Annotated in this window: 19 protein-coding genes, 1 pseudogene and 1 riboswitch; of the genes and pseudogenes, 3 read left to right on the top strand and 17 right to left on the bottom strand. The window is 39.2% G+C overall.

The genetic code is table 11. The annotated features are described in order from the left end of the window. Window positions 1–13: 13 nt before the first annotated feature. From lipA to zwf, 17 genes are all read right to left on the bottom strand, one after another. Window positions 14–892 (bottom strand): lipoyl synthase, encoded by an 879-nt coding sequence (gene lipA / locus SAZ04_RS19675; protein ID WP_332698584.1) that lies wholly within the window; start codon window positions 890–892, stop codon window positions 14–16. Between the two features lie 343 nt (window positions 893–1,235). Beyond that, window positions 1,236–2,726 (bottom strand): aminomethyl-transferring glycine dehydrogenase subunit GcvPB, encoded by a 1,491-nt coding sequence (gcvPB, locus tag SAZ04_RS19670; protein ID WP_332698581.1) that lies wholly within the window; start codon window positions 2,724–2,726, stop codon window positions 1,236–1,238. Next, window positions 2,719–4,071: an aminomethyl-transferring glycine dehydrogenase subunit GcvPA gene (gcvPA, locus tag SAZ04_RS19665; RefSeq protein WP_332698579.1), complete on the bottom strand. Its 1,353-nt coding sequence runs from the start codon at window positions 4,069–4,071 to the stop codon at window positions 2,719–2,721. Before gcvPA ends, gcvPB begins: the two co-directional genes overlap by 8 nt. A gap of 1 nt (window position 4,072) precedes the next feature. Next, a complete protein-coding gene (gene gcvH / locus SAZ04_RS19660) occupies window positions 4,073–4,468 on the bottom strand; it encodes a glycine cleavage system protein GcvH (RefSeq protein ID WP_332698576.1) in 396 nt (131 codons plus the stop codon). 163 nt (window positions 4,469–4,631) lie between these two features. Continuing rightward, window positions 4,632–5,747, bottom strand: coding sequence for a glycine cleavage system aminomethyltransferase GcvT (gcvT, locus tag SAZ04_RS19655; protein ID WP_332698573.1), 1,116 nt, complete (start codon window positions 5,745–5,747; stop codon window positions 4,632–4,634). Between the two features lie 14 nt (window positions 5,748–5,761). Further along, on the bottom strand, window positions 5,762–6,643 hold the full coding sequence (gene sdaAA, locus SAZ04_RS19650; protein ID WP_332698571.1) for an L-serine ammonia-lyase, iron-sulfur-dependent, subunit alpha: 882 nt from the start codon (window positions 6,641–6,643) through the stop codon (window positions 5,762–5,764). After that, the gene (locus tag SAZ04_RS19645) at window positions 6,643–7,155 is read right to left on the bottom strand and encodes a serine dehydratase beta chain (protein WP_332698569.1); all 513 of its coding nucleotides are present in this window, start codon (window positions 7,153–7,155) and stop codon (window positions 6,643–6,645) included. The genes sdaAA and SAZ04_RS19645 overlap by 1 nt, the downstream gene beginning before the upstream one ends. A gap of 15 nt (window positions 7,156–7,170) precedes the next feature. Beyond that, window positions 7,171–8,421, bottom strand: a complete 1,251-nt coding sequence (glyA, locus tag SAZ04_RS19640; RefSeq protein ID WP_332698566.1) for a serine hydroxymethyltransferase — start codon at window positions 8,419–8,421, stop codon at window positions 7,171–7,173. A gap of 170 nt (window positions 8,422–8,591) precedes the next feature. Then, a riboswitch (glycine riboswitch) is annotated at window positions 8,592–8,698 on the bottom strand. Between the two features lie 631 nt (window positions 8,699–9,329). Continuing rightward, entirely contained in the window at window positions 9,330–10,268 is a 939-nt protein-coding gene (gene trxB / locus SAZ04_RS19635) for a thioredoxin-disulfide reductase (protein WP_332698563.1), read from the bottom strand. Between the two features lie 46 nt (window positions 10,269–10,314). Further along, on the bottom strand, window positions 10,315–10,632 hold the full coding sequence (gene trxA, locus SAZ04_RS19630) for a thioredoxin (RefSeq protein ID WP_332633968.1): 318 nt from the start codon (window positions 10,630–10,632) through the stop codon (window positions 10,315–10,317). A 129-nt stretch (window positions 10,633–10,761) separates the two neighbouring features. Continuing rightward, on the bottom strand, window positions 10,762–11,304 hold the full coding sequence (locus SAZ04_RS19625; protein WP_332698560.1) for a peroxiredoxin: 543 nt from the start codon (window positions 11,302–11,304) through the stop codon (window positions 10,762–10,764). Between the two features lie 360 nt (window positions 11,305–11,664). Continuing rightward, on the bottom strand, window positions 11,665–12,336 hold the full coding sequence (locus SAZ04_RS19620) for a GNAT family N-acetyltransferase (protein WP_332698557.1): 672 nt from the start codon (window positions 12,334–12,336) through the stop codon (window positions 11,665–11,667). Between the two features lie 26 nt (window positions 12,337–12,362). Continuing rightward, a complete protein-coding gene (locus SAZ04_RS19615; RefSeq protein WP_332698554.1) occupies window positions 12,363–13,028 on the bottom strand; it encodes a GNAT family N-acetyltransferase in 666 nt (221 codons plus the stop codon). Between the two features lie 16 nt (window positions 13,029–13,044). Then, window positions 13,045–13,929 (bottom strand): carbon-nitrogen hydrolase family protein, encoded by an 885-nt coding sequence (locus SAZ04_RS19610; RefSeq protein ID WP_332698551.1) that lies wholly within the window; start codon window positions 13,927–13,929, stop codon window positions 13,045–13,047. 290 nt (window positions 13,930–14,219) lie between these two features. Then, entirely contained in the window at window positions 14,220–15,557 is a 1,338-nt protein-coding gene (locus SAZ04_RS19605) for a glucose-6-phosphate isomerase (RefSeq protein ID WP_332698548.1), read from the bottom strand. Between the two features lie 135 nt (window positions 15,558–15,692). Beyond that, the gene (gene gnd, locus SAZ04_RS19600) at window positions 15,693–16,604 is read right to left on the bottom strand and encodes a phosphogluconate dehydrogenase (NAD(+)-dependent, decarboxylating) (protein ID WP_332698545.1); all 912 of its coding nucleotides are present in this window, start codon (window positions 16,602–16,604) and stop codon (window positions 15,693–15,695) included. A 130-nt stretch (window positions 16,605–16,734) separates the two neighbouring features. Next, the gene (gene zwf / locus SAZ04_RS19595) at window positions 16,735–18,195 is read right to left on the bottom strand and encodes a glucose-6-phosphate dehydrogenase (protein ID WP_332698610.1); all 1,461 of its coding nucleotides are present in this window, start codon (window positions 18,193–18,195) and stop codon (window positions 16,735–16,737) included. A gap of 219 nt (window positions 18,196–18,414) precedes the next feature. On the opposite strand from zwf, the gene SAZ04_RS19590 reads away from it, so the two are divergent. The 3 genes and pseudogenes from SAZ04_RS19590 to SAZ04_RS19575 all read left to right on the top strand — a co-directional run. Continuing rightward, window positions 18,415–18,783: a winged helix-turn-helix transcriptional regulator gene (locus SAZ04_RS19590; RefSeq protein WP_332698542.1), complete on the top strand. Its 369-nt coding sequence runs from the start codon at window positions 18,415–18,417 to the stop codon at window positions 18,781–18,783. 126 nt (window positions 18,784–18,909) lie between these two features. Further along, window positions 18,910–19,566 (top strand): annotated as a pseudogene (locus SAZ04_RS19585) (RNA-guided endonuclease TnpB family protein); the annotation flags it as partial. An 863-nt stretch (window positions 19,567–20,429) separates the two neighbouring features. Beyond that, window positions 20,430–21,027 (top strand): IS110 family transposase (locus SAZ04_RS19575; RefSeq protein ID WP_332698539.1); only part of this gene is annotated, 598 nt, incomplete at its 3' end.

The following is a 21,027-nucleotide window of genomic DNA, read 5'->3' as shown; positions in this document are numbered from 1 at the left end:
CTACCTTTCAACATTACACATTCGCTTTTGCTGCACGGACCTGTTCATCTGCATGGTAGGAAGAGCGAACGAGCGGGCCTGCTTCACAGTGACTAAACCCTTTTAACAATGCAATTTCCTTTAATTCATTAAACTCCTGTGGACTCCAATATTTTTGTACTTTTAAATGGCGTTTCGTTGGCTGTAAATATTGACCAATTGTCATAATATCAACATCGTTAGCACGAAGGTCATCCATCGTTTCTATGATTTCTTCTTTCGTTTCTCCAAGACCAATCATAATGCTTGATTTCGTTGGAATATTGGCATTCATTTGTTTTGCACGTCTCAAAAACTCAAGCGAACGTTCATATGTTGCACGTGCACGAACTGTCGGCGATAAGCGTCTGACGGTTTCAATGTTATGATTTAAAATGTCTGGTTTTGCATCCATTAATGTTTTTAAGTTGTCATATTCCCCACCCATATCGGATGGAAGGACTTCAATACTGCAAAATGGATTGCGGCTCCTCACCTCTCGTACCGTCCCCGCAAAAACTCCAGCCCCACCGTCTTTTAGATCATCCCGGGCAACGGCCGTAATCACGACATGCTTTAAGCCCATTTGCTCCACTGATTCTGCCACACGTTTCGACTCTTCCCAATCAAGCTCTGTCGGAAGCCCTGTTTGAACCGCACAGAATCGGCAAGCACGTGTGCATATACTACCTAAAATCATAAAGGTTGCAGTTTTGCGTACAGCCCAGCATTCATGAATATTAGGGCATTTTGCTTCTTCACAAACCGTATGAAGCTTTTTTTCACGCATCATTTTTTTTAGGCCTGTATACTGTTCATTGGTATTTAATTTAATTTTGAGCCACTCCGGTTTACGGACATAATCGATGGTCATATCTTTCACTCCTATGAACGTAACATAAAATTGGCTTAAATAAGCCCTAATTACAATAGATACATTGGGTATTGATTTGGATTTGAAACTCCAAAGAATGAACTAGTGAGAAAATATTTTTCATTTCTGTTAGTGTGTGTTCAAACTCAAATTAGTTTTTCACGCATTAATAACAGTCCCCACTTCAAGAGTTGAGAAGTAGAAGAAAACTAACGAAAGAATAACTTGGTTTAACCAAACTTAGTTCCACACGCTTAAAGCCACTGACACTCTCTGTGGAGTCCTATAGATCTTAACTAACCATCAGTGGGGGATGCTCCCCCACACTGATGAAAGTTTTATTTTATGCCTTTACAGTTTCTTTTTCTTTCTCTGCCGCTTCCTCTTTTGTATAACGCAAGATGGGTTGTCTTGCTGCAAGTACTTCGTCCAATCGGCCAATAACCGTGGTATGTGGTGCCTCTAATACGATACCTGGATTTTCTTCCACTTCTTTAGCGATTTGAATCATCACATCAGCAAAGGCATCCATTGTTTCTTTTGACTCTGTTTCGGTCGGTTCAATCATTAAACATTCCTCTACATTTAAAGGAAAGTAGATCGTTGGTGGATGGTAGCCGAAATCAAGCAGACGTTTAGCCATATCAAGTGTTCTCACACCGAGCTTTTTCTGTCTAGATCCTGATAACACGAATTCATGCTTACAAATTTGTGAATATGGTGCATCAAAATACGGTTCAAGCTTTTTACGAAGGTAATTCGCATGAACCACTGCCCCTTCAGATACTTGACGCAATCCTTCAGGCCCCATCGTGCGAATATAGGTGTACGCACGAACCAAAATACCAAAGTTCCCATAATACCCTTTTACACGGCCGATAGACAACGGGTGACTAGAGTTCAACACATATTTCTCACCGTTTTTTTCAATACGCGGTACTGGTAAGTACGGAATAAGTTTCTTTTTCACACCGACCGGACCAGCTCCGGGACCTCCTCCGCCATGAGGCGTTGTAAACGTCTTATGGAGATTTAAATGTACGATGTCAAAGCCCATTTTCCCTGGTGTTGTTTTCCCTAAAATCGCATTAGCATTCGCGCCGTCATAGTAAAGTAATCCGCCTGCTTCATGAACAACTTTAGCGATTTCTACAATTTCTTTTTCAAACAACCCAAGTGTATTAGGGTTTGTTAGCATCAATGCAGCTGTATCATCGTCAACATGCTTCTTTAATTCTTCTAAGTCCACCAAACCATTTTCATTGGATGGGATGGTGACCGTTTTAAAACCAGCAACGGTGGCACTGGCAGGGTTTGTACCGTGCGCTGAGTCCGGAACCAATACCTTCGTTCTTTTTTCTCTTTTCTGTTCAAGATAGGCCTTTACCATCATTAAACCGGTCCATTCTCCTTGAGCCCCAGCAGAAGGCTGTAACGTCACCGCATCCATGCCTGTGATTTCAGCCAATTCTTCCTGCAATTCATATAAAAGCTCTAGTGCGCCCTGTACCGTTTCAGCTGGCTGATATGGATGGATGCGGCTAAAGCCTTCGAAGCGTGCCACATCTTCGTTAATTTTCGGGTTGTATTTCATCGTACAAGAACCAAGCGGGTAGAAACCATTATCGATCCCGTGGTTTTTATTAGAAAGTGCTGTGTAATGGCGCACAAGCTGAAGCTCTGATACTTCCGGGAGCTCCGCAGGCATATCACGAATCAAATGCTTCAGAAACTTATCATGTAAATCAATGCCTTCTACGTCACTTTCCGGAAGGCTTGAACCGACACGCCCTGGACGACTGACTTCAAAAATTAGCTCATTGTATTCAACCATTTACAACCGCCTCCAATATCTCTACAAATTCGTCAATCTCTTCTTTTGTTCGCTGTTCAGTCACCGCAATGAGCATTTGATTGTTAAAGCCGTAATCACTTCCTAAGTCAAATCCTCCGATGATTCCCGCCTCAAGCAATTTTGCATTAACCTCCTTAACCGAACAAGGAAGCTCCACCACAAATTCATTAAAGAATGGTGCTTGATTCATAAGGATGAAGCCTTTCTTTTGAAGACATCTTGCCATGTAATCGGCTTTCTCAACATTTAACTGTGCCATATGTCGAATTCCTTGCTTTCCAAGTGCTGTCATGCAGATGGCAGATGCAAGAGCGTTTAATGCCTGATTGGAACAAATATTGGATGATGCGTTGTCACGGCGAATATGCTGCTCACGCGCTTGTAGGGTTAGCACAAATCCACGTTTTCCTTGGTCGTCTGTCGTTTGCCCCACAATGCGTCCCGGTACTTTACGCATAAATTTTTTATGAACCGCAAAATAACCGCAGTGCGGGCCTCCAAAGGCCATCGGTATTCCTAAAGGCTGCATATCACCGACCACAATATCCGCTCCGAGTTTGCCTGGCGCCTGCAGAAGCGCTAGTGCCATCGGGTTGGCACTGACGATGAAAAGCGCTCCTTTTGCCTCTGCAATTTTTTTCACCTCTGCTAAATCTTCAATAGAACCAAAGAAATTTGGGTATTGAACAATAACGGCGGCAGTATCCTTTTCCATTTGTTCTTCCAGTTTTTCTAAATCTGTAACATCATCAGCAAGATTCACTTCTTCCACCGTATATCCTTGTCCGTCTGCTACTGTATTTAAGATGGCACGTGATTCAGGATGAACGGCTCTAGATACAAGTACTTTTGAACGTCTTGTTGAGGCAACAGCAAGTGAAGCAGCTTCGGCAAGTGATGTAAAGCCATCGTACATCGAAGAATTGGCTACATCCATTCCTGTCAACTCACAAACCATGGTTTGGAACTCAAAAATGGCTTGTAACTCACCTTGGCTGATTTCCGGTTGATAGGGTGTATAAGCCGTGTAAAATTCAGAGCGTGAAATCATATGATTGACCACACTTGGAATGTAATGATCATATGTACCCGCACCAAGAAAAGTCAGGTAGTAGTTAGCATTTTTATTTCGTGAAGCAAGCTGATGCATTTTTTTCAAAAGAAGCGGTTCAGGAACGGCTTTAGGAATGTTTAGCTCACCATCTAAACGAATATCAGATGGAATGTCTTCAAATAACTCATCTATAGAAGAAATGTTCAAAAAAGCGAGCATTTCTTCTTGATCTTGTTTCGTATCAGGAAGGTATCTATAAGTGTTTGTCATCTTATTCCTCTCCTTCATTGATAAATGCTTGGTACTCACCTTCATTTAGAAGCGATACTAACTCTTCTGGATTGGATATGTCCACTTCTACTAACCAACCTGCTTCATACGGATTTTCATTGATTGCCTCAGGAGTATCGTTTAACTCCTCGTTTACACGAACAACTGTACCTGATACTGGAGCGTAAAGTTCAGAAACTGCTTTAACGGATTCGATTGTTCCCATTGGTTCATCAACTTTTACTTCATCACCAACTGCTGGACTCTCAACAAAAACAATATCCCCTAACTGCTTTTGTGCATAATCAGAGATTCCAATTCGTACTCGATTTCCGTCTAATTGTAGTACCCACTCATGTTCCTTGCTATATAATAAGTTTGCTGTTGCACTTGTCATTGTTTTTTCTTCCTTTCACTTCTGTTTTTAATATTTTTATAATTTTGAAAATTATTGAGAAAAATTTTACCTGTAACGTACTTGTCGATTTGCCGTCTTTGTAAAGAGGAGACTGACAATTACGTATCTTCAAACAAAGATCGCTATAACTCTACTAAAAATTTCATGAACCCCTTTTATAGAACGGTTCTTTTACAACAATGGCATCAATCATTTTCTTGCGCACTTCAACCTTTAGCTGCGTTCCCACGTCAGCATGCTCTGCCGATACAAGCGCAAGACCTAAGCTTTTCTTCAAAGACAGGGAATAGGTTCCGGATGTAATAAAGCCAATTTCCTCTTCACCCGCTGAAAATACCTTATAACCGTGACGAGGAATTCCCCTGCCTGTCACTTCAATCCCTACTAATTTACGTTTTAATCCTTCTTCTTTTTGAGCTGTAAGGATGTCTTTGCCGATAAAATGACTTTCTTTGTTCGTTTTGACGGCAAAACCGATTCCTGCTTCAAGCGGACTGATATCGCTTGTGAGCTCTTGGCCATATAACGCAAGCCTTGCTTCAAAACGAAGAGTGTCACGTGCACCAAGTCCACATGGTTTTAATCCATTTTCCTTCCCTACTTCTAGAAGCTTCTCCCAAAGGACTTCCGCCTTATCTGCCGCTAAATAAAGTTCAAATCCATCTTCCCCTGTGTACCCTGTACGGGATACGAGAACGTTTGTAACCCCATCCAGATTGACGTATTGAGCAAATTGGAAAAAGCCAATTTCTGTTAAGTCTGTTTCTGTTAAGTTTTGTAAAATACCTTCTGCCTTTGGACCTTGAAGGGCGAGCTGCGCAATGTCACCTGAAATATTTTGAAGCGTTACATCTCCTTTTACATGCTGCTCCATCCACTCATAATCTTTTTCTATATTTGCTGCGTTAATTACGAGTAGATATTTTTCATTCGCTAATTTGTAAACAAGCAAGTCATCGACCGTACCACCGTCTGGATAACACATAGTTGTATACTGAGCTTGATTGATACTAAGCTTTGTTACATCGTTTGTTACAAGGTAGTTAATATAGCTTTCTGCATCTTTCCCTGTAACCAGCACCTCTCCCATATGAGAGACGTCAAAGAGTCCTGCTTCCTTTCGGACAGCCTCATGTTCTTCTAAAATGCTGGAAAACTGTACCGGCAGTTCCCACCCCCAAAAATCAATTACCTTTGCACCGTATTTTTTATATGTTTCAAAAAGCGGCGTTTGCTTTAATACTGTTTCTGTACTCATGGATACACCTCCGATTACGGTTTCTTATGAAATAACTGTTCTTTTACCTTTTTACCTGTTTCGGTCATCGCAAGACCTCCAAGTGCGGTTTCCCGTAGTGTCCGTGGCATTTCTTTTCCGACCTTATACATCGCTTCAATGACTTCATCACATGGAATGCGGCTTTCAATACCGGCAAGGGCTAAGTCAGCAGCTGAAAAGGCAATGGATGTTCCTATGACATTTCGCTTAATGCAAGGCACTTCAACAAGACCGGCAACTGGGTCACATACTAAGCCTAATAGTGACTTCATGGCAATTGCTGTCGCATTCACGGCTTGCTTTGGTGTACCTCCTTTTAGCTCTACGATTGTTCCCGCCGCCATAGCCGTTGCAGATCCTACTTCTGCTTGACACCCGCCGGCTGCACCTGAAATAAAGGAACGATTCGCAATCACATAACCAAGCATACTAGCCGTAAACAAGCCCATGACTAAGTCTTTATAAGAAGCCCCCTCATTTTTATGCAATGAAAATAATACACCGGGCAAAATACCGGCTGCCCCAGCTGTTGGAGTAGCCACAATAACGCCCATTCGTGCATTGCTTTCAGAGGTTGCCAGAGAGAAAGTCATTGCATCGCTAATATAATTTCCAGACAGTGTTTTACCTTGATTTATATAGTCGTACATTTTTACAGCATCACCGCCGGAAATACCACTTGGCGCAGTCGAGGCATCTTTTATCCCGGTATCAACGGCTTCTTTCATTTTGACCAATCGTTCTTCCATCATACTAATAATGGTTTCTTCATCTTTTCCCGACTTTTTCACTTCCATCATCAGCATCACTTCACCAATGGTTCTTTGCTCACGGTTGCAAGCTTCAATCAGCTCTTCCATGGACTGAATTTCCATTATATTACCCCCGTAAGTAAGTTCCTTCTTAGCCGATACTGATTGGCAAGTGCTGCAAAGTCATCGCCAGCGCTTAGGCGAATATCTATCATCTCTTCGTCAATCATAAAGATTTTAGATAAACCGCCGCCAAGCGATACACCACCTACTTTTACAATACATTCCCCACGCTTTGCCGTAACGACCGTTGTATTTGGGTGTTCATATTCTAGACAACTGTCTTCAAGATAGAATTCGTAGCATAGTCCATATTGTTTGGTCATCTCGACTGCATGTCTAATCCGAGAATCATCTGTATCCATACCTAGCAATCCACCAATAAGGGCTTTATCTGTTCCATGTCCTTGATATGTTTCTGCAAAGGAATCATAGAAAATAATTTCAGCCTCTTCTGGACATCGGCCCAATAGCTCGTAAATAAACCTGCCGATGGATACGACACCTGCTGTATGAGAACTTGATGGTCCTACCATAATCGGGCCAATAATATCAAAACAACTTTGAAACTTCATGATAATGCTCCTTTCTTACACAGTAATTGATGTTTGAAATAGTGGATACATATCACAAATAGCTTTTGTTGTTTCTTTTGCTTGTTTAATAACTTCCTTATCACCTTTGCTTTTCAGAACAGATGCAATTACTTTAGCGGTTTGCACCATCTCTTCCTTTTTCATCCCACGTGTTGTTAACGCCGCTGTCCCCATACGGATCCCACTTGTAACAAACGGGCTTTGAGGATCATACGGAATCGTGTTTTTATTAACCGTTATACTAGCCTCTTCAAGCAACTTCTCAGCTTCTTTTCCTGTTAAGTCCCATGGGCGTACATCCAACAGTACAATATGATTGTCTGTGCCACCTGAAACTAGAGCTGCACCTTCTTTCTTTAATTCTTCGCCAAGTATTACTGCGTTTTCGATGACTTGTTGTGCATATTCCTTAAAGCTTGGCTGCAGTGCTTCCTTAAAGGCAACTGCTTTTGCAGCGATAATATGCATAAGTGGCCCGCCTTGAATACCTGGGAATACAGCTTTATTGATGGCCTTAATTATTTCTTCATCATTGGTTAGGATAATACCACCACGGGGACCTCTTAATGTTTTATGAGTGGTACTTGTCACAACATCCGCATAAGGGATTGGTGATAAATGAAGTCCTGCTGCTACAAGCCCCGCAATATGGGCCATATCTACCATCAATTTCGCGCCAACTTTATCAGCAATTTCTCTGAAACGAGCAAAATCAATCTTTCTTGTATAGGCACTTGTACCTGCAATGATTAGTTTTGGTTTTTCTTTTTGTGCCACTACTTCTAGTTCATCATAGTCAATCAAATGATTATCTTCTCTCACCCCGTAAGACACAACATCAAACCATTTTCCTGACATGCTTACCGGACTGCCATGTGTTAGATGTCCGCCGTGCGATAGGTTCATCCCCATTACTTTATCGCCTGGCTGAAGTAACGCATAAAAAACAGCTGTATTTGCTTGTGCACCTGAGTGTGGCTGTACGTTTGCATATTTAGCATCGAACAGCTTGGTCAAACGTTCAATAGCAACTTGTTCTGCTACATCGACAAATTCGCATCCCCCATAATAGCGCCTTCCTGGATAACCTTCCGCATACTTGTTCGTCAACACACTTCCCATTGCTTCTAATACATCTTCGCTTACAAAGTTTTCTGATGCGATCAATTCTAGTGTTTGATGTTGGCGATTCTTCTCTTTCTCAATTGCTTCAAAAATAATTGAATCTTTTTGTCGTAAACCCATTTTTATTCCTCCTCGAAATCTTGCTTATGTTCCCTTGGCTGTATCAACTATAGCTTGAAGAAATCTCTTCCTTGCTACTGACTTACTTTTCTATGAAAACTGTTTAAAACATTATGCTTCACTACTTTTTTACATACAAAAAAGGACACAGAAGGGTAGCATAACGTTCTCTACCCTTCTCTGTCCTTTTACCTGAGAGTTTAACTCCATTCTTAATTCAAAGAGTCTTCCCCTTTGGTGGCGTACTACTGTATACGCGCTCTCCAGAGGTGCGTCCCGCTGTGGTTCCATCTACCTGAGAGATTTGTTCCAAGGGTCTTTTTGGAACTTGCTCCTTCGGTGGCTTGTCGCATTGCACTCTCCCACAACCATCATCCGCTATTATGAAATTATACAGATTGAAACTTTAATTGTTTTTTACTACACATGATTGATCAGAAAAAATTTTATCTTCCCACCTGCAGCGAACCTTACTTTCATAGTTTTTAAATCTATATTTCTTTATATTTTTAATATAAAGACTAGTTGAAGATATTCATATTAATTTGTCAGGTAAACTTACGTGGTTTTTGGTGGTACAAAAAACTCATATCACTTTTAAGTAACTTCAAGACCTTGGATATACATATACTACTACTCTACAGAAGACGCCGGATCAGTGTGGAAAAGTAATATTGATCTATTCTTCTTGGAATATAAGCCATACATATGATGAAAAAGGGAAAGTTCACAAAAGGTTGAACTTTCCCAAAATGGAGTTAAATTCATATATTAATTTGCTTGGAATTGCATCTTTGTTTAAATAATCAAAGACTCTAGAAACAACATCCCAAAGTATTGTTCTTTTATGAGCGGAATCTTGTTAATAAAATAAGAATCCAACTGGAACTCTCTCAAATACATATAATTTATAAAGCCTCTTGTAGTAATAGATTTTCTAGGTAATGTTGAACTTCTAGTGCTGCAATACATCCATCCCCAGTAGCAGCTACTACCTGTCGGACTGCATTTTGTCTAATATCTCCTATCGCAAAAATTCCAAGGATATTCGTTTTCATTCGATTATCCGTTATGATCCACCCTTCTTCATCCGTAATATTTAGATTTTTCACGAAATCTGAAACAGGGTTCATCCCTATATACTCAAACACACCATCAACTGGAAAACTCTTCTTTTCACCTGTTTTTATATTTTCAATAAGGACACGAGTTACTTTATTCTCTCCTATAATCTCATTGACAACAGTATCATATATCACATTAATTTTATCATTTTTAAGCATCCGATCCACTAAAATAGGCTGAGCTCTGAATTGGTCCCGGCGATGAAGGACGGTTACTTTCTTAGCAAACTTAGTTAAAAAAACCGATTCTTCTACGGCAGAATCTCCCCCACCTATAACAACTAGTTCTTTTCCCCTGAAAAAAGCTCCATCGCAAACGGCACACCATGATACACCTCGACCTGAAAATTCTTCTTCTCCAGGAACGCCCAACTTTTTATATTTAGTACCTGTAGCAATAATGACAGATTTAGTCTGATAAGTTTTATTCCCTGCATATACTACTTTAATATTGCCCTCGTTTACAATGTCTTCTACATTTGCTTGTTCATACCTGGCACCAAAGCGTAAAGAGTGCTCAAACATCTTTTGTGCTAAATCTGGTCCGGATATATGTGAATAGCTAGGGAAATTCTCTATCTCTTCCGTATTTTGAAGTTGTCCACCTGGCACTCCACGATCTAAAATTAACGTTTTAAGATTGGCCCTTGAGGTATAAACAGCGGCTGTCATACCACCAGGACCTGCACCAATAATAATGACATCGTAAATGCTATGGCTCATATACAACACCTCTTCTTTCCTAGTAAACAGGCTCTGTTAATACTCCTTAAAGATATTGAGAAATTAAACCCTTTAATTTCTCCTCTGGAGAAAACCCTAAACTCTGTTTAGCCACTGAACCATTTTTAAAAATTAAAGTAGTAGGAACACTCATAATATTAAATTTTTCTGCTAATTCACTGTTTTCATCAATATTGACATCTCCAAATGTCACATTCTCTATAGTAAGGGATAAGCTATCCAATACTGGGGCAATCATTTTACAAGGACCGCACCATGGCGCGCCAAATTTAATGACCGCTACCTCGTTAGAATTTGTAATTTCTTCAAAATTAGCTTTATTAACTGCTACTACATTCGACATTGAAATTTCCCCCTTTATGAGCCATTCTTTCATTTTTTCACTTATACTACTTATTAGTCACGCTAAGGAGTCTAAACATTCAGATTTATGATTCTATATAGCTATAAAATAATTAAGCCCCATTATTATTTACAATGTTTTTTGGCCTGGTTTCCAGTTAGCTGGACATAATCCCCCTGTCTGAAGTGCCTGAAGCACTCGAAGTGTTTCATTCACATCACGCCCAATATTATTGTGGAATACAACTTGGTACATTAACTCACCTTCAGGGTTAATAATGAACAATCCCCTAAGGGCAATTCCTTCCTCTTCAATAAGTACGCCGTATTCCCGGGAGACAACATGGTTGGTATCAGCAGCTAAAGGATAATGCAAATCTCCTAGACCATTATCTTGACGATCAGTATTAATCCATGCAAGATGTGTATGTATGGTATCTGTAGAAACTCCGATTACCTCTGCATCTAAATCTTGAAACTCCCCATAACGTTCAGACATTGCGGTGATTTCAGTTGGACAAACAAAAGTAAAATCCATCGGATAAAAGAATAGTACGGTCCATTTACCGTTCTTCATATTTTCTTCTAAACTTACTTTCTTAAATTCCTTATTGGGCATAACTGCATCCATTTCAAAGCGCGGTGCTTGTTTACCTACCATACGTTCTACCATTTTATTCATCCCCTTATTTAATTTTTTATGTTATTAACATATTAATATATTAACATTATTATAATTTAATTATCAATACTTTATTATAATTATTATAATCTAATATCGATTATCTTTATTAATAACCTTTTTACTCCGTTATTTCCCCTATCTTGGGTTGTACACCTCTATAGTGAAAATGGATAAAAATCAATTAAGCCCTTTGTTTTAGCCCTCCTTAAACAAGCCATATACTCAATTTGATCTTAATTGATGAATGTTAAAGTCTCATTATCCATAATAAAGATGATCTCTTTGGATATAGAGAAGTGTTGAAGTATCAAGTTGGAATTATATAAAAATGTTATATGAATTTATATACTAAATTGGCAATAGTGTTACCGTTTCTTCTGCTTCCAAGTTCTCAATCATTTCATGCCAAGACTTTGGCTTATTTGACAAGACCGAATAATAACGTTTCAAAAATTTCACAATTAGTTCTGTTTTCACTTCATTGCTGCTGGATTCCATTGGAAGAAAACAAAGATCAAGCCCTGTTACGGCCTCTCCATCATTGTTCCAGGATGGATGGACATAAGGAAAATTAAGATGCTTATAACCAAGATGGGACAGTACCTCCCGGCGAACATATGGATCCATAGATTTCACTGCACCAAATTCATGATATTCTACCCGATAAGGATCATAAATTTCGGCGAACATCCCGAAAAGCTGCTTTCCACTCGCTACGGCTAAGACGTTTAAGTCCTCTAACCTCTTTTGGGCTAAAAACGGACCAATGCCGAGCCCGTCGCGGCCAATGATTGTAAAGTCTGTCATCGCAACATTAAAATCCTCATAATAGCGATACTCCGTCGCCCCTACTACCTCCCCTTCAAGATCAGCAACAAAGACACGGATTCCTGGATCTTCGAGAGGTTCTTTCCAAAGGTCGAATTCCAATACTTCTTCTGGAGGAAATATGTCTTGCATTAATTGATGCATTTGTTTGAATAAAGGATCTTGTATACTCTCAATTCTTTGATATTCCATTTTCGTCATTCTCCTTGTTTCAATATTCATGTATAGAAAGGGTTTTTCCATTCCATGAGCGTTCCATAATTGGAAGACTCTGTATCCTCCAAATAGTTATCTACTATTTTAATAGGAGTACGGCCGCAGCGAAGTAAAAAGGTGATGACAGGATCTTTTAGTTCCCCTTTTACGACTGCCTCAAGGTATTGTTCCGGCGTCATCTCCTTTGCTTTTTTATGATACCCCGGCATTCTGCCTCCGCCTAACAACCGGTCCAGCCCCTTGTGAACGACAACATCATACATGGCTAGCATTAGCCATTTTCCTAATCCTAATTTTCGATAGGAAGGCCGCACACTAATATCGACGACATAAAGCGTCTTTCCCTTAGGATTATGATTGCTAATATAGCCATTATCCGTAATCTCTTCCCATGTATGCTCCGGATGCTTCGGGTCAAAGTCAACAAGCAACCCGGTCATTGAACCCGCAATCTCACCATTTACCTCAATGCATAACGCTCCCTCGGGAAACAAGGTAACATGGTTGTGCAATTGCTCCGTATTCCACCATAATTCAGATGGAAATGGCGGAGGGAAACTTTCCTGTTGAATGCGAATTAAACCAGAAAAATCCTCTTCTTTATAATTACGGATCACCGCCAGGACAGGACGATCCTCGTCGAAGACAAAAAACTCTTTTCGATACACGGCGACTCCTCCTTACTTACACTTGTGCGATGAGTTCTTTTTTTGGTTCCCAATCTGGATAAAGATCGGTACGACGATCACGCCATGTGGTGACAGAACCACTTTCACGAACCTGATATAACAGCTCTATATCCAAATCAGCCGTTACAATCATATCTTGATTGATTTCCCCTTCTACTAGAATACCGCGGGGAGGGAATGGAACATCGTTTGGCGTAATCACGGCTGCCTGTCCAAAATTACCTCGCATAAAGTCAACTGTAGGAAGGGAACCAACTGTACCGGTAGTAACGACATACACTTGATTTTCAACGGCTCTCGCATGGCTAGTGTAGCGAACACGATGAAATCCATGACGGTCATCGGTACATGAAGGACAGAAAATGATATCAGCCCCCTTCGCTTTCGCCATTCGGACAATTTCGGGAAATTCGATGTCATAGCAGGTCAACATGGCAATTGTTCCTTTGTCAGTCTTGAATACTTCTAGGCTTTCACCAGGGGTCATGTTCCATTCCTTCACTTCCGTCGGAGTGATATGAAGCTTTGCCTGTTCTGCGACTCTTCCATCCGGATAGAACAAATGAGCAACATTGTATAATCGGTCACCTTTACGAATGACATGAGTTCCCCCAATTACATGCATCTTTGTTTGCTTCGCAAAATTTATAAATAAAGACCGATACTGTTCCGTAAAATCAGGCAAATCTTGAATTGTCAAAGAATTGCCTTGCTGATTGCCAATAGACATTAGCTGAGTAGTGAAAAATTCCGGGAACATGACAAAATCCGCTCCAAATTCTTTAGTTGTTTTCATATAATGTTCTACTTGTTTTGCAAATTCGTCAAAGGATTGTATCGTGCGTAGCTGATATTGAATCGCTGAGACTCTTAGTTTCATAGTCTTCTCCTTTCTTATCATCCCTCTATATGCCTTCTTTGAAGTTCTTATTTTTAAACAACGAAAGTACTGGATAAGGAGAATCAAGACGCTTCAGGTCCTTATAAGGTATAAAATGACCCTCTATGGTCTCTTTTATTTTCGTTATTACATAAACACGACCATCTATAAAAAACACTCTTAACACCTGCCCGATATAAGCCTATAAGTATTTCAACCTTTTTACTCAGAAGGTATCTAATCTAAATACACAAAATAGACTTCAATGAAAGCCGAAGTTATAATACTATTTATTTAGATAACCGTTTCATAAGAATGTCCTTTTCGTTTTCAAAACCAGGCTTACCAAGTAAAGCAAACATATTTTTCTTATAAGCTTCCACCCCTGGCTGATCAAATGGGTTTACACCTAACAGGTGTCCACTAATGGCACAAGCCTTTTCAAAGAAATAAACCATTTCACCAAAGGTATGTTCATTCAGTTCATTCAGTTCTACAAGTAAATTGGGGACTCCCCCGTCTATATGAGCCAATACCGTCCCCTGAAACGCCTTTTTGTTGACTTCGTCTATGGTCTTATTAGCCAAGAAGTTTAATCCATCGATGTTTTCTGAATCCTCTTGAATCGTTAACTCAATACGGGGTTTGCTAACCTGCAACACCGTTTCTATCAGATTGCGTCGGCCTTCTTGCACATATTGACCCATTGAATGTAAATCAGTTGTAAAATCAACAGATGCAGGAAAGAGACCTTTCTGATCTTTCCCTTCACTTTCTCCAAATAGCTGCTTCCACCATTCAGATATGTAATGAAGGGATGGTTCATAGTTAACAAGTAATTCGATAGCTTTCCCTTTACGGTAAAGGACATTGCGTACAGCAGCGTACTGATAGCACTCATTCGTTAAAAGATTCGAATCGTTGTATTTATGGTAAGCCTCTATTGCGCCTTCCATCATTCGGTCAATGTTCAGTCCAGCTACTGCAATTGGTAAGAGACCAACAGCTGTCAGAACAGAATATCTTCCGCCTACATCATCTGGAATCACAAAAGTTTCATACCCTTCTTCATCAGCAAGCTGTTTTAATGCTCCCTTGGCTTGATCAGTGGTAGCATAAATCCGATTTCTTGCCTCTTCTTTTCCATATCTTTTTTCCATATAATCACGGAAAATACGGAAAGCAATGGCAGGCTCCGTTGTTGTTCCCGATTTAGAAATAACGTTAACAGAGACATCTTTATCTTCTAATAGCTCTAATAAATGAGTTATATAAGTAGAACTGAGGTTGTGACCGGCAAAATAAACCTGTGTTGTGCTATTCATTTGATTATGAAAGCTATGGGACAAGGCTTCAATTGCTGCTCTGGCTCCTAGATAAGAACCGCCGATTCCAATCACAATAAGAGCATCTGACTGATGGCGAATTCTTTCAGCAGCCTCCTTAATTCTCATAAATTCATCTTTATCATAGTGAATGGGCAAATCAACCCATCCGAGAAAATCAGATCCTGGTCCTTTTTTTTCATGCAGCATATTGTGAACTGTTTTTACAAATTCACTTAGATGATTAATTTCACTCTTTTTCATAAACGGTAATGCATTAGAGTAATCAAAAGAAATGGTCATACATCCTTCTCCTCTTCATTTGAATATCTACACTGTTCCTTGTTCCTCGTAGAAGTCCGTTTTTATATATTACGTTCCACTGAAAATGCCCACTCTACTACACCCATATACAAACTTTTCAAATAATTCTTTACCTTAAACCCTTATAGCGTTCTCACTTTTTTCTACAGCATGCCCTCCAAATTCGTTGCGTAAAGCTGCTACCACTTTGCCTGTAAAAGTATCGTTTTCTAAGGAACGATAACGCATCAATAGGGACAAGGCAATAACAGGTGTGGCTGTTTGTAGATCAAGAGCTGTTTCAACCGTCCATTTTCCTTCCCCCGAAGAATGCATAATCCCTTTGATTTCTTCTAATTTTGCGTCTTTAGAAAAGGCTCGCTCTGTTAAATCCATAAGCCACGAACGAATCACTGATCCATTGTTCCATACTCTCGCCACTTTTTCGTAGTCATAATCAAATTCGCTTTTCTCTAATACCTCAAACCCTTCACCAATAGCAGCCATCATCCCATATTCAATCCCATTATGGACCATTTTTAAAAAGTGACCGCTCCCTGCTTTTCCTGCATATAAATATCCGTTTTCTATTGCAGTGTCACGGAAAATAGTTTCTACAACATTCCAGGATTCAATATCTCCGCCAATCATATAACAAGCTCCGTTACGAGCACCTTCCATCCCGCCGGACGTTCCAACATCCATAAAGCTGATACCATATTTCTTTAACCGGTTGTACCGGTCAATGGATTCCTTATAGTGAGAATTCCCAGCTTCAATGACGATGTCCCCGCTATTTAATAAAGGTGTAAGTTCATTAAGCACTGAATCAACAACTGTATGGGGAACCATTAACCAAAGAACTCTTGGCTGCTCTAATGATTGAACAAGCTCCAACAAGCTAGAAGTACCTTTAGCTCCGTACTTTTCTATTTCTTCTACAGCACGTTGATTTAGATCAAAAACGGCTACTTCATGCTTATGGTCTATTAAATTTTCACCTAGGTTCAACCCCATTTTTCCTAACCCGATTAACCCAACCTTCATGTTGTTCCCTCCTATAAGTAATTTAATAAAAAGACAATTTTCACCCTTGTCTGTACACTATTTTTCTAGACATTATCTAGGTTATCTGTAAATCGGCTTTTTCTTGTGAACATTCAGCCTTTCCGAGTATTTATAAATCCCACCAATTAAAACCATCCTCTTGCAATAATTCGTAGGAAGCATCTGGACCCATTGAACCCGAACGATACGGATGAAGGAGAAGGCTGTTTTCTTCAAATGATTCCAGAATTGGTTGTACCCATCTCCACGATAATTCAACTTCCTTCCAATGGGTAAAGAATGTTGAATCTCCGCGCAAAGCATCGAACAACAAGAGTTCATACGCTTCTGGAACATTTTTTGGACTGGCTGAAAAATCTATACTGACAGGCTCGATTTGATTCGTTAATGGGTTTTTCATATTTAATTGTAGTGAAACGCCTTCGTGCGGACTAATTTGGATGACCAAAAGATTAGGCGTCATTACATCGTGCTGGAGCATATTCAGATCTTTTAACGGATTTTTGAATTCAATCACAACACGCGTTAACTTTTCCTTCATTCTTTTTCCCGTACGAATATAGAATGGGACTCCGCTCCATATAGCATCATCAATCCATAAACGTGCTGCAATAAACGTATCATTTGTTGAAGAATTCTCAATTCCAGGCTCTTCTTTATAACCAACAACCGGTCTGCCATCTATTTCTCCCGAAACGTATTGACCCCGGATAACATCTGTAATGACACCTTTCTTCCCCAAAGGCCGAAGAAATTCCATAATTCTCCTCTTCTCATTACCGACCTCTCTGGCGCTGAGTTTGTTGGGAAGATGCATGGCTGTCATCATAAGTAACTGCAGTAAATGATTTTGAAACATATCTCGGATAGCTCCGGCCTGATCATAATAATCAGATCGCTCTTCAACCCCAACCGTCTCACTGGCTGTGATTTGTACATTGGCAATGTACTGATTATTCATAAACGCTTGAAGTACAGGATTAGAGAATTCTAATCCCTCAAGATTTTGGACCATCGGCTTGCCAAGATAATGATCAATGCGATAAATCTCCTCCTCTTCAAATGTCCGGCTTAATTTTTCATTTAACTTTAAAGCTGATTTCAAATCATGTCCGAATGGTTTTTCTATAATGAGACGCTTCCACCCTTTTTTGGAGCTTAACCCGCTTTCCTTAATATTTGACGTAATAACATCCACAAACTCCGGTGCAACGGATAAGTAAAAAATGCGGTTTTCAGGGAGCCCTAATTGCTCTTCACGTCTTTCAATAGTTTCAAGTAATTTTTTATATCCTTCATACTCCGTTACATCCAGGGAACAATACCGAAATGCATCAAGAAACTTTTCCATTTTTAAAGAATTATTGATCGAACGCCTAGAGAATGTTTTAATTGACTGTTCAACATGGGTTTGAAATGTATAGTCAGACCATTCCCTTCTTCCTAAACCAATAATTGAAAATGAGTTAGGCATCTTGCCATCAAGAAATAAATTATATAAAGCAGAGAAGATTTTTCTCTTAGCCAAGTCTCCTGTTGCTCCAAACAAAACAAAGGTCATAGAATCCAGTTCCAGCATTTTTGAAACATCAAAAGAATTCTCCTCTAGATCACTGCGAGAAATAGCTAATTTACTCATTAGATCCCCTCCTATGTTCTTTATCACTTTTTCAACATCTTTACAGCCATCAGTATAACGCGTATAATATTTACTTGTAAGTACGCACTTTTTTTTCATATAGTATCAAATAGTATACTGTTACCTATAACTGACATGGAGGTGAAATGCATGGGACGTATTTGTATAAAGGAGTTTAACTGTGAAAAAGAGTTAACCCTTTCTGTAATTGGGGGTAAATGGAAGATGCTAATTTTATGGCATCTAGGCAAAGAAGGTACAAAACGCTTTAATGAATTGAAATCTCTTATACCTGGTATTACTCAAAGAATGCTTGTTAACCAATTACGTGAACTGGAAGAGGATCTTATTATTCACCGTGAAGTTTATCCCGTTGTACCACCTAAAGTAGAATACTCACTGACAGAAAAAGGGGAAAGTCTAATGCCTATTCTCGAATCGATGTATGAATGGGGTAAGAACTATATGGAAACTATTTTGAAAAAACAGGAAGAAGAAGAACTCGAATCTAGTAAATAGAAAGAAATCTCTTTGGAAATAAATTGCGTATTCACCATTAATGCGAGTCAAAACTGTTGAGAAAAACAGGATTATTAAGGTTGATTAGCATTGAGAAAATTACATAAATCAAATATATAATAGCTAAATCCTTCGGGTAAATATTTCGTTTCAATTTTAGCTGAAACCGAAGTTGAACCACTTAGAAAGACAGATTCATCCGTGGGAATAGATGTAGGGCTAAAAGACTTTGCTACTCTTTCAGATGGTACAGTCTATGCAAACCCTAAATTCTTTCGCACATTAGAAATAAAATTAGCAAAATCGCAATGTATATTATCAAGGAGACAAATTGGTTCCTCTAATTGGCTTAAATAAAAAGTAAAAGTAGCTCGACTTCACGAAAAAATTGCTAATGCAAGAAAAGATATGTTAGATAAAATCTCTACTGAGATTGTCAAAAACCACGACATCATTGGTATTGAAGATTTGTCTGTTAAAAATATGTTAAAGAATCACAGACTTGCAAAAGCGATTAGTGAAGTGTCGTGGTCACAATTCAGAACGATGCTTGAATATAAGGCTAAATGGTACGGAAAACAAGTTGTTGCAGTAGCAAAAAACTTTCCTTCAAGTCAACTATGTTCCAATTGTGGTCACAAACACAAAGACGTTAAAAATCTTGCTTTGCGTGAATGGACTTGTCCGACTTGTGAAAGTCATCATCAAAGAGATATAAACGCAAGTATTAACCTTCGTAGCGAAGCGTTACGATTAACCGTATCAACTACGGGGATAGCCTAATCCATAACTAACCGTTAGGTTGGTGTTCTTAGGAATCCCCCACTTCAATCAGGCCGCATGGGCGATAAGTGGTGGTAGTTCAATACTGACTCTTACTTGTTTACAATCCAATAAACTTCCTCTTCTTAACAGTATAATTTTTTATACTATATGTGATTAAAGTCCATACTTCCTTTTTATGGAAATCTAACCTAGAATGAAGTCACGGAAAACATGAAAATTAAATCCCAAAATGTATCATATATTTATTTTCTTCTTCTGATTGTTTAATTTTTGCTGCTAAATCTGTAAGTTCGTTAGACCTATTGAAGTTTGGCGAAGATACAACAACATCATAAAATAATGAAAAAGATTCAGGGCGAATGGAAGTAACTCTTCATTATTTTTAAGCTCTCCGAAAGATTATTAATGAGATCATCATCAACTGAAATACAATTATATTCTTTGGGAGCGTAGTAGCTATAATCTTTTCGAATATTAAAAACATCGATAATCCCAAACTCATGAAACGGCATAAATATTTATCAACCTTTCACATTTATAAAATTATTAGTTGTTTAAAGAAATATCAGCCACTCCGCAGCTGTTATTAAACATTAGCGCCCTATCGTATTATAAGGTCATCCAGATTGTTATTTTTATCTGGTTGGCCTATTTTTTATAGGTTATTCTTTAGGTAGTCGGGGTAGGACGCAAGCGCCCTTGGGACTATTTGATCCCGTCCGTTATACTGTCCACCCCCTACTTGTAGAAACATGTTTGAGGCTGGTTGGGGCTTAGACCCCGCATAACAAGCGAAGCTATGACACTACAAGATAGACAGGGACTACCGACAAATCTTGTATGAGGAGATGTGATAAAGTATGGATCCAGTGATTGGCCTGGATGTCGCAAAAGGAGAAAGCCAAGTTCAAGCTTTCCTGGCAAGAAAGCACCCCTTTGGAAAGACCTTTAAGTTTAAGCATGACACCAATGGACTGCGGGATTTTTATGTATTTTACAAAGAGGTAGAACGACACGCTGACGCTGAACCTGTCATCATTTTTGAATCTACAGGTCATTACCACGAACCGATTTTACAATATCTTGAGGAAAGAGAAATTACCTACTACTTAGTAAAAAATCCCGTTGTTTCTTACGAAACGAAAAAAAGTAGCCTTCGAAAAGTGAAGTCGGACCCTGCTGATGCGAAACATTTGTGTGAACTGTACTACAAAGAGGACTTAACAGTGTTTCATCGAAAGAGTATTCAAACCATGAACTTGAGAAATTTGAGTAGACAACACGATTCATTAACACGTAATTATGTTCAACTAAAACTACAGTTTCAAACCATTCTTGATCAAGTGTTCCCTGAATATAAAGGGGTTTTTAGTAATTTATTTTCGCCTATATCATTAAAGACTTTACTCATCTATCCTACTTCTGATGACGTGTTGAAGGTACGAACTGATGAAATAG

The sequence above is a fragment of the Halalkalibacter lacteus genome, assembly GCF_036663595.1.
GTDB classification, from domain to species: Bacteria; Bacillota; Bacilli; order Bacillales; family Bacillaceae_D; genus Halalkalibacter; species Halalkalibacter lacteus.
The sequence above is the reverse complement of the archived record's forward strand: the minus strand, read 5'-3'. Positions and strand labels throughout refer to the sequence as shown.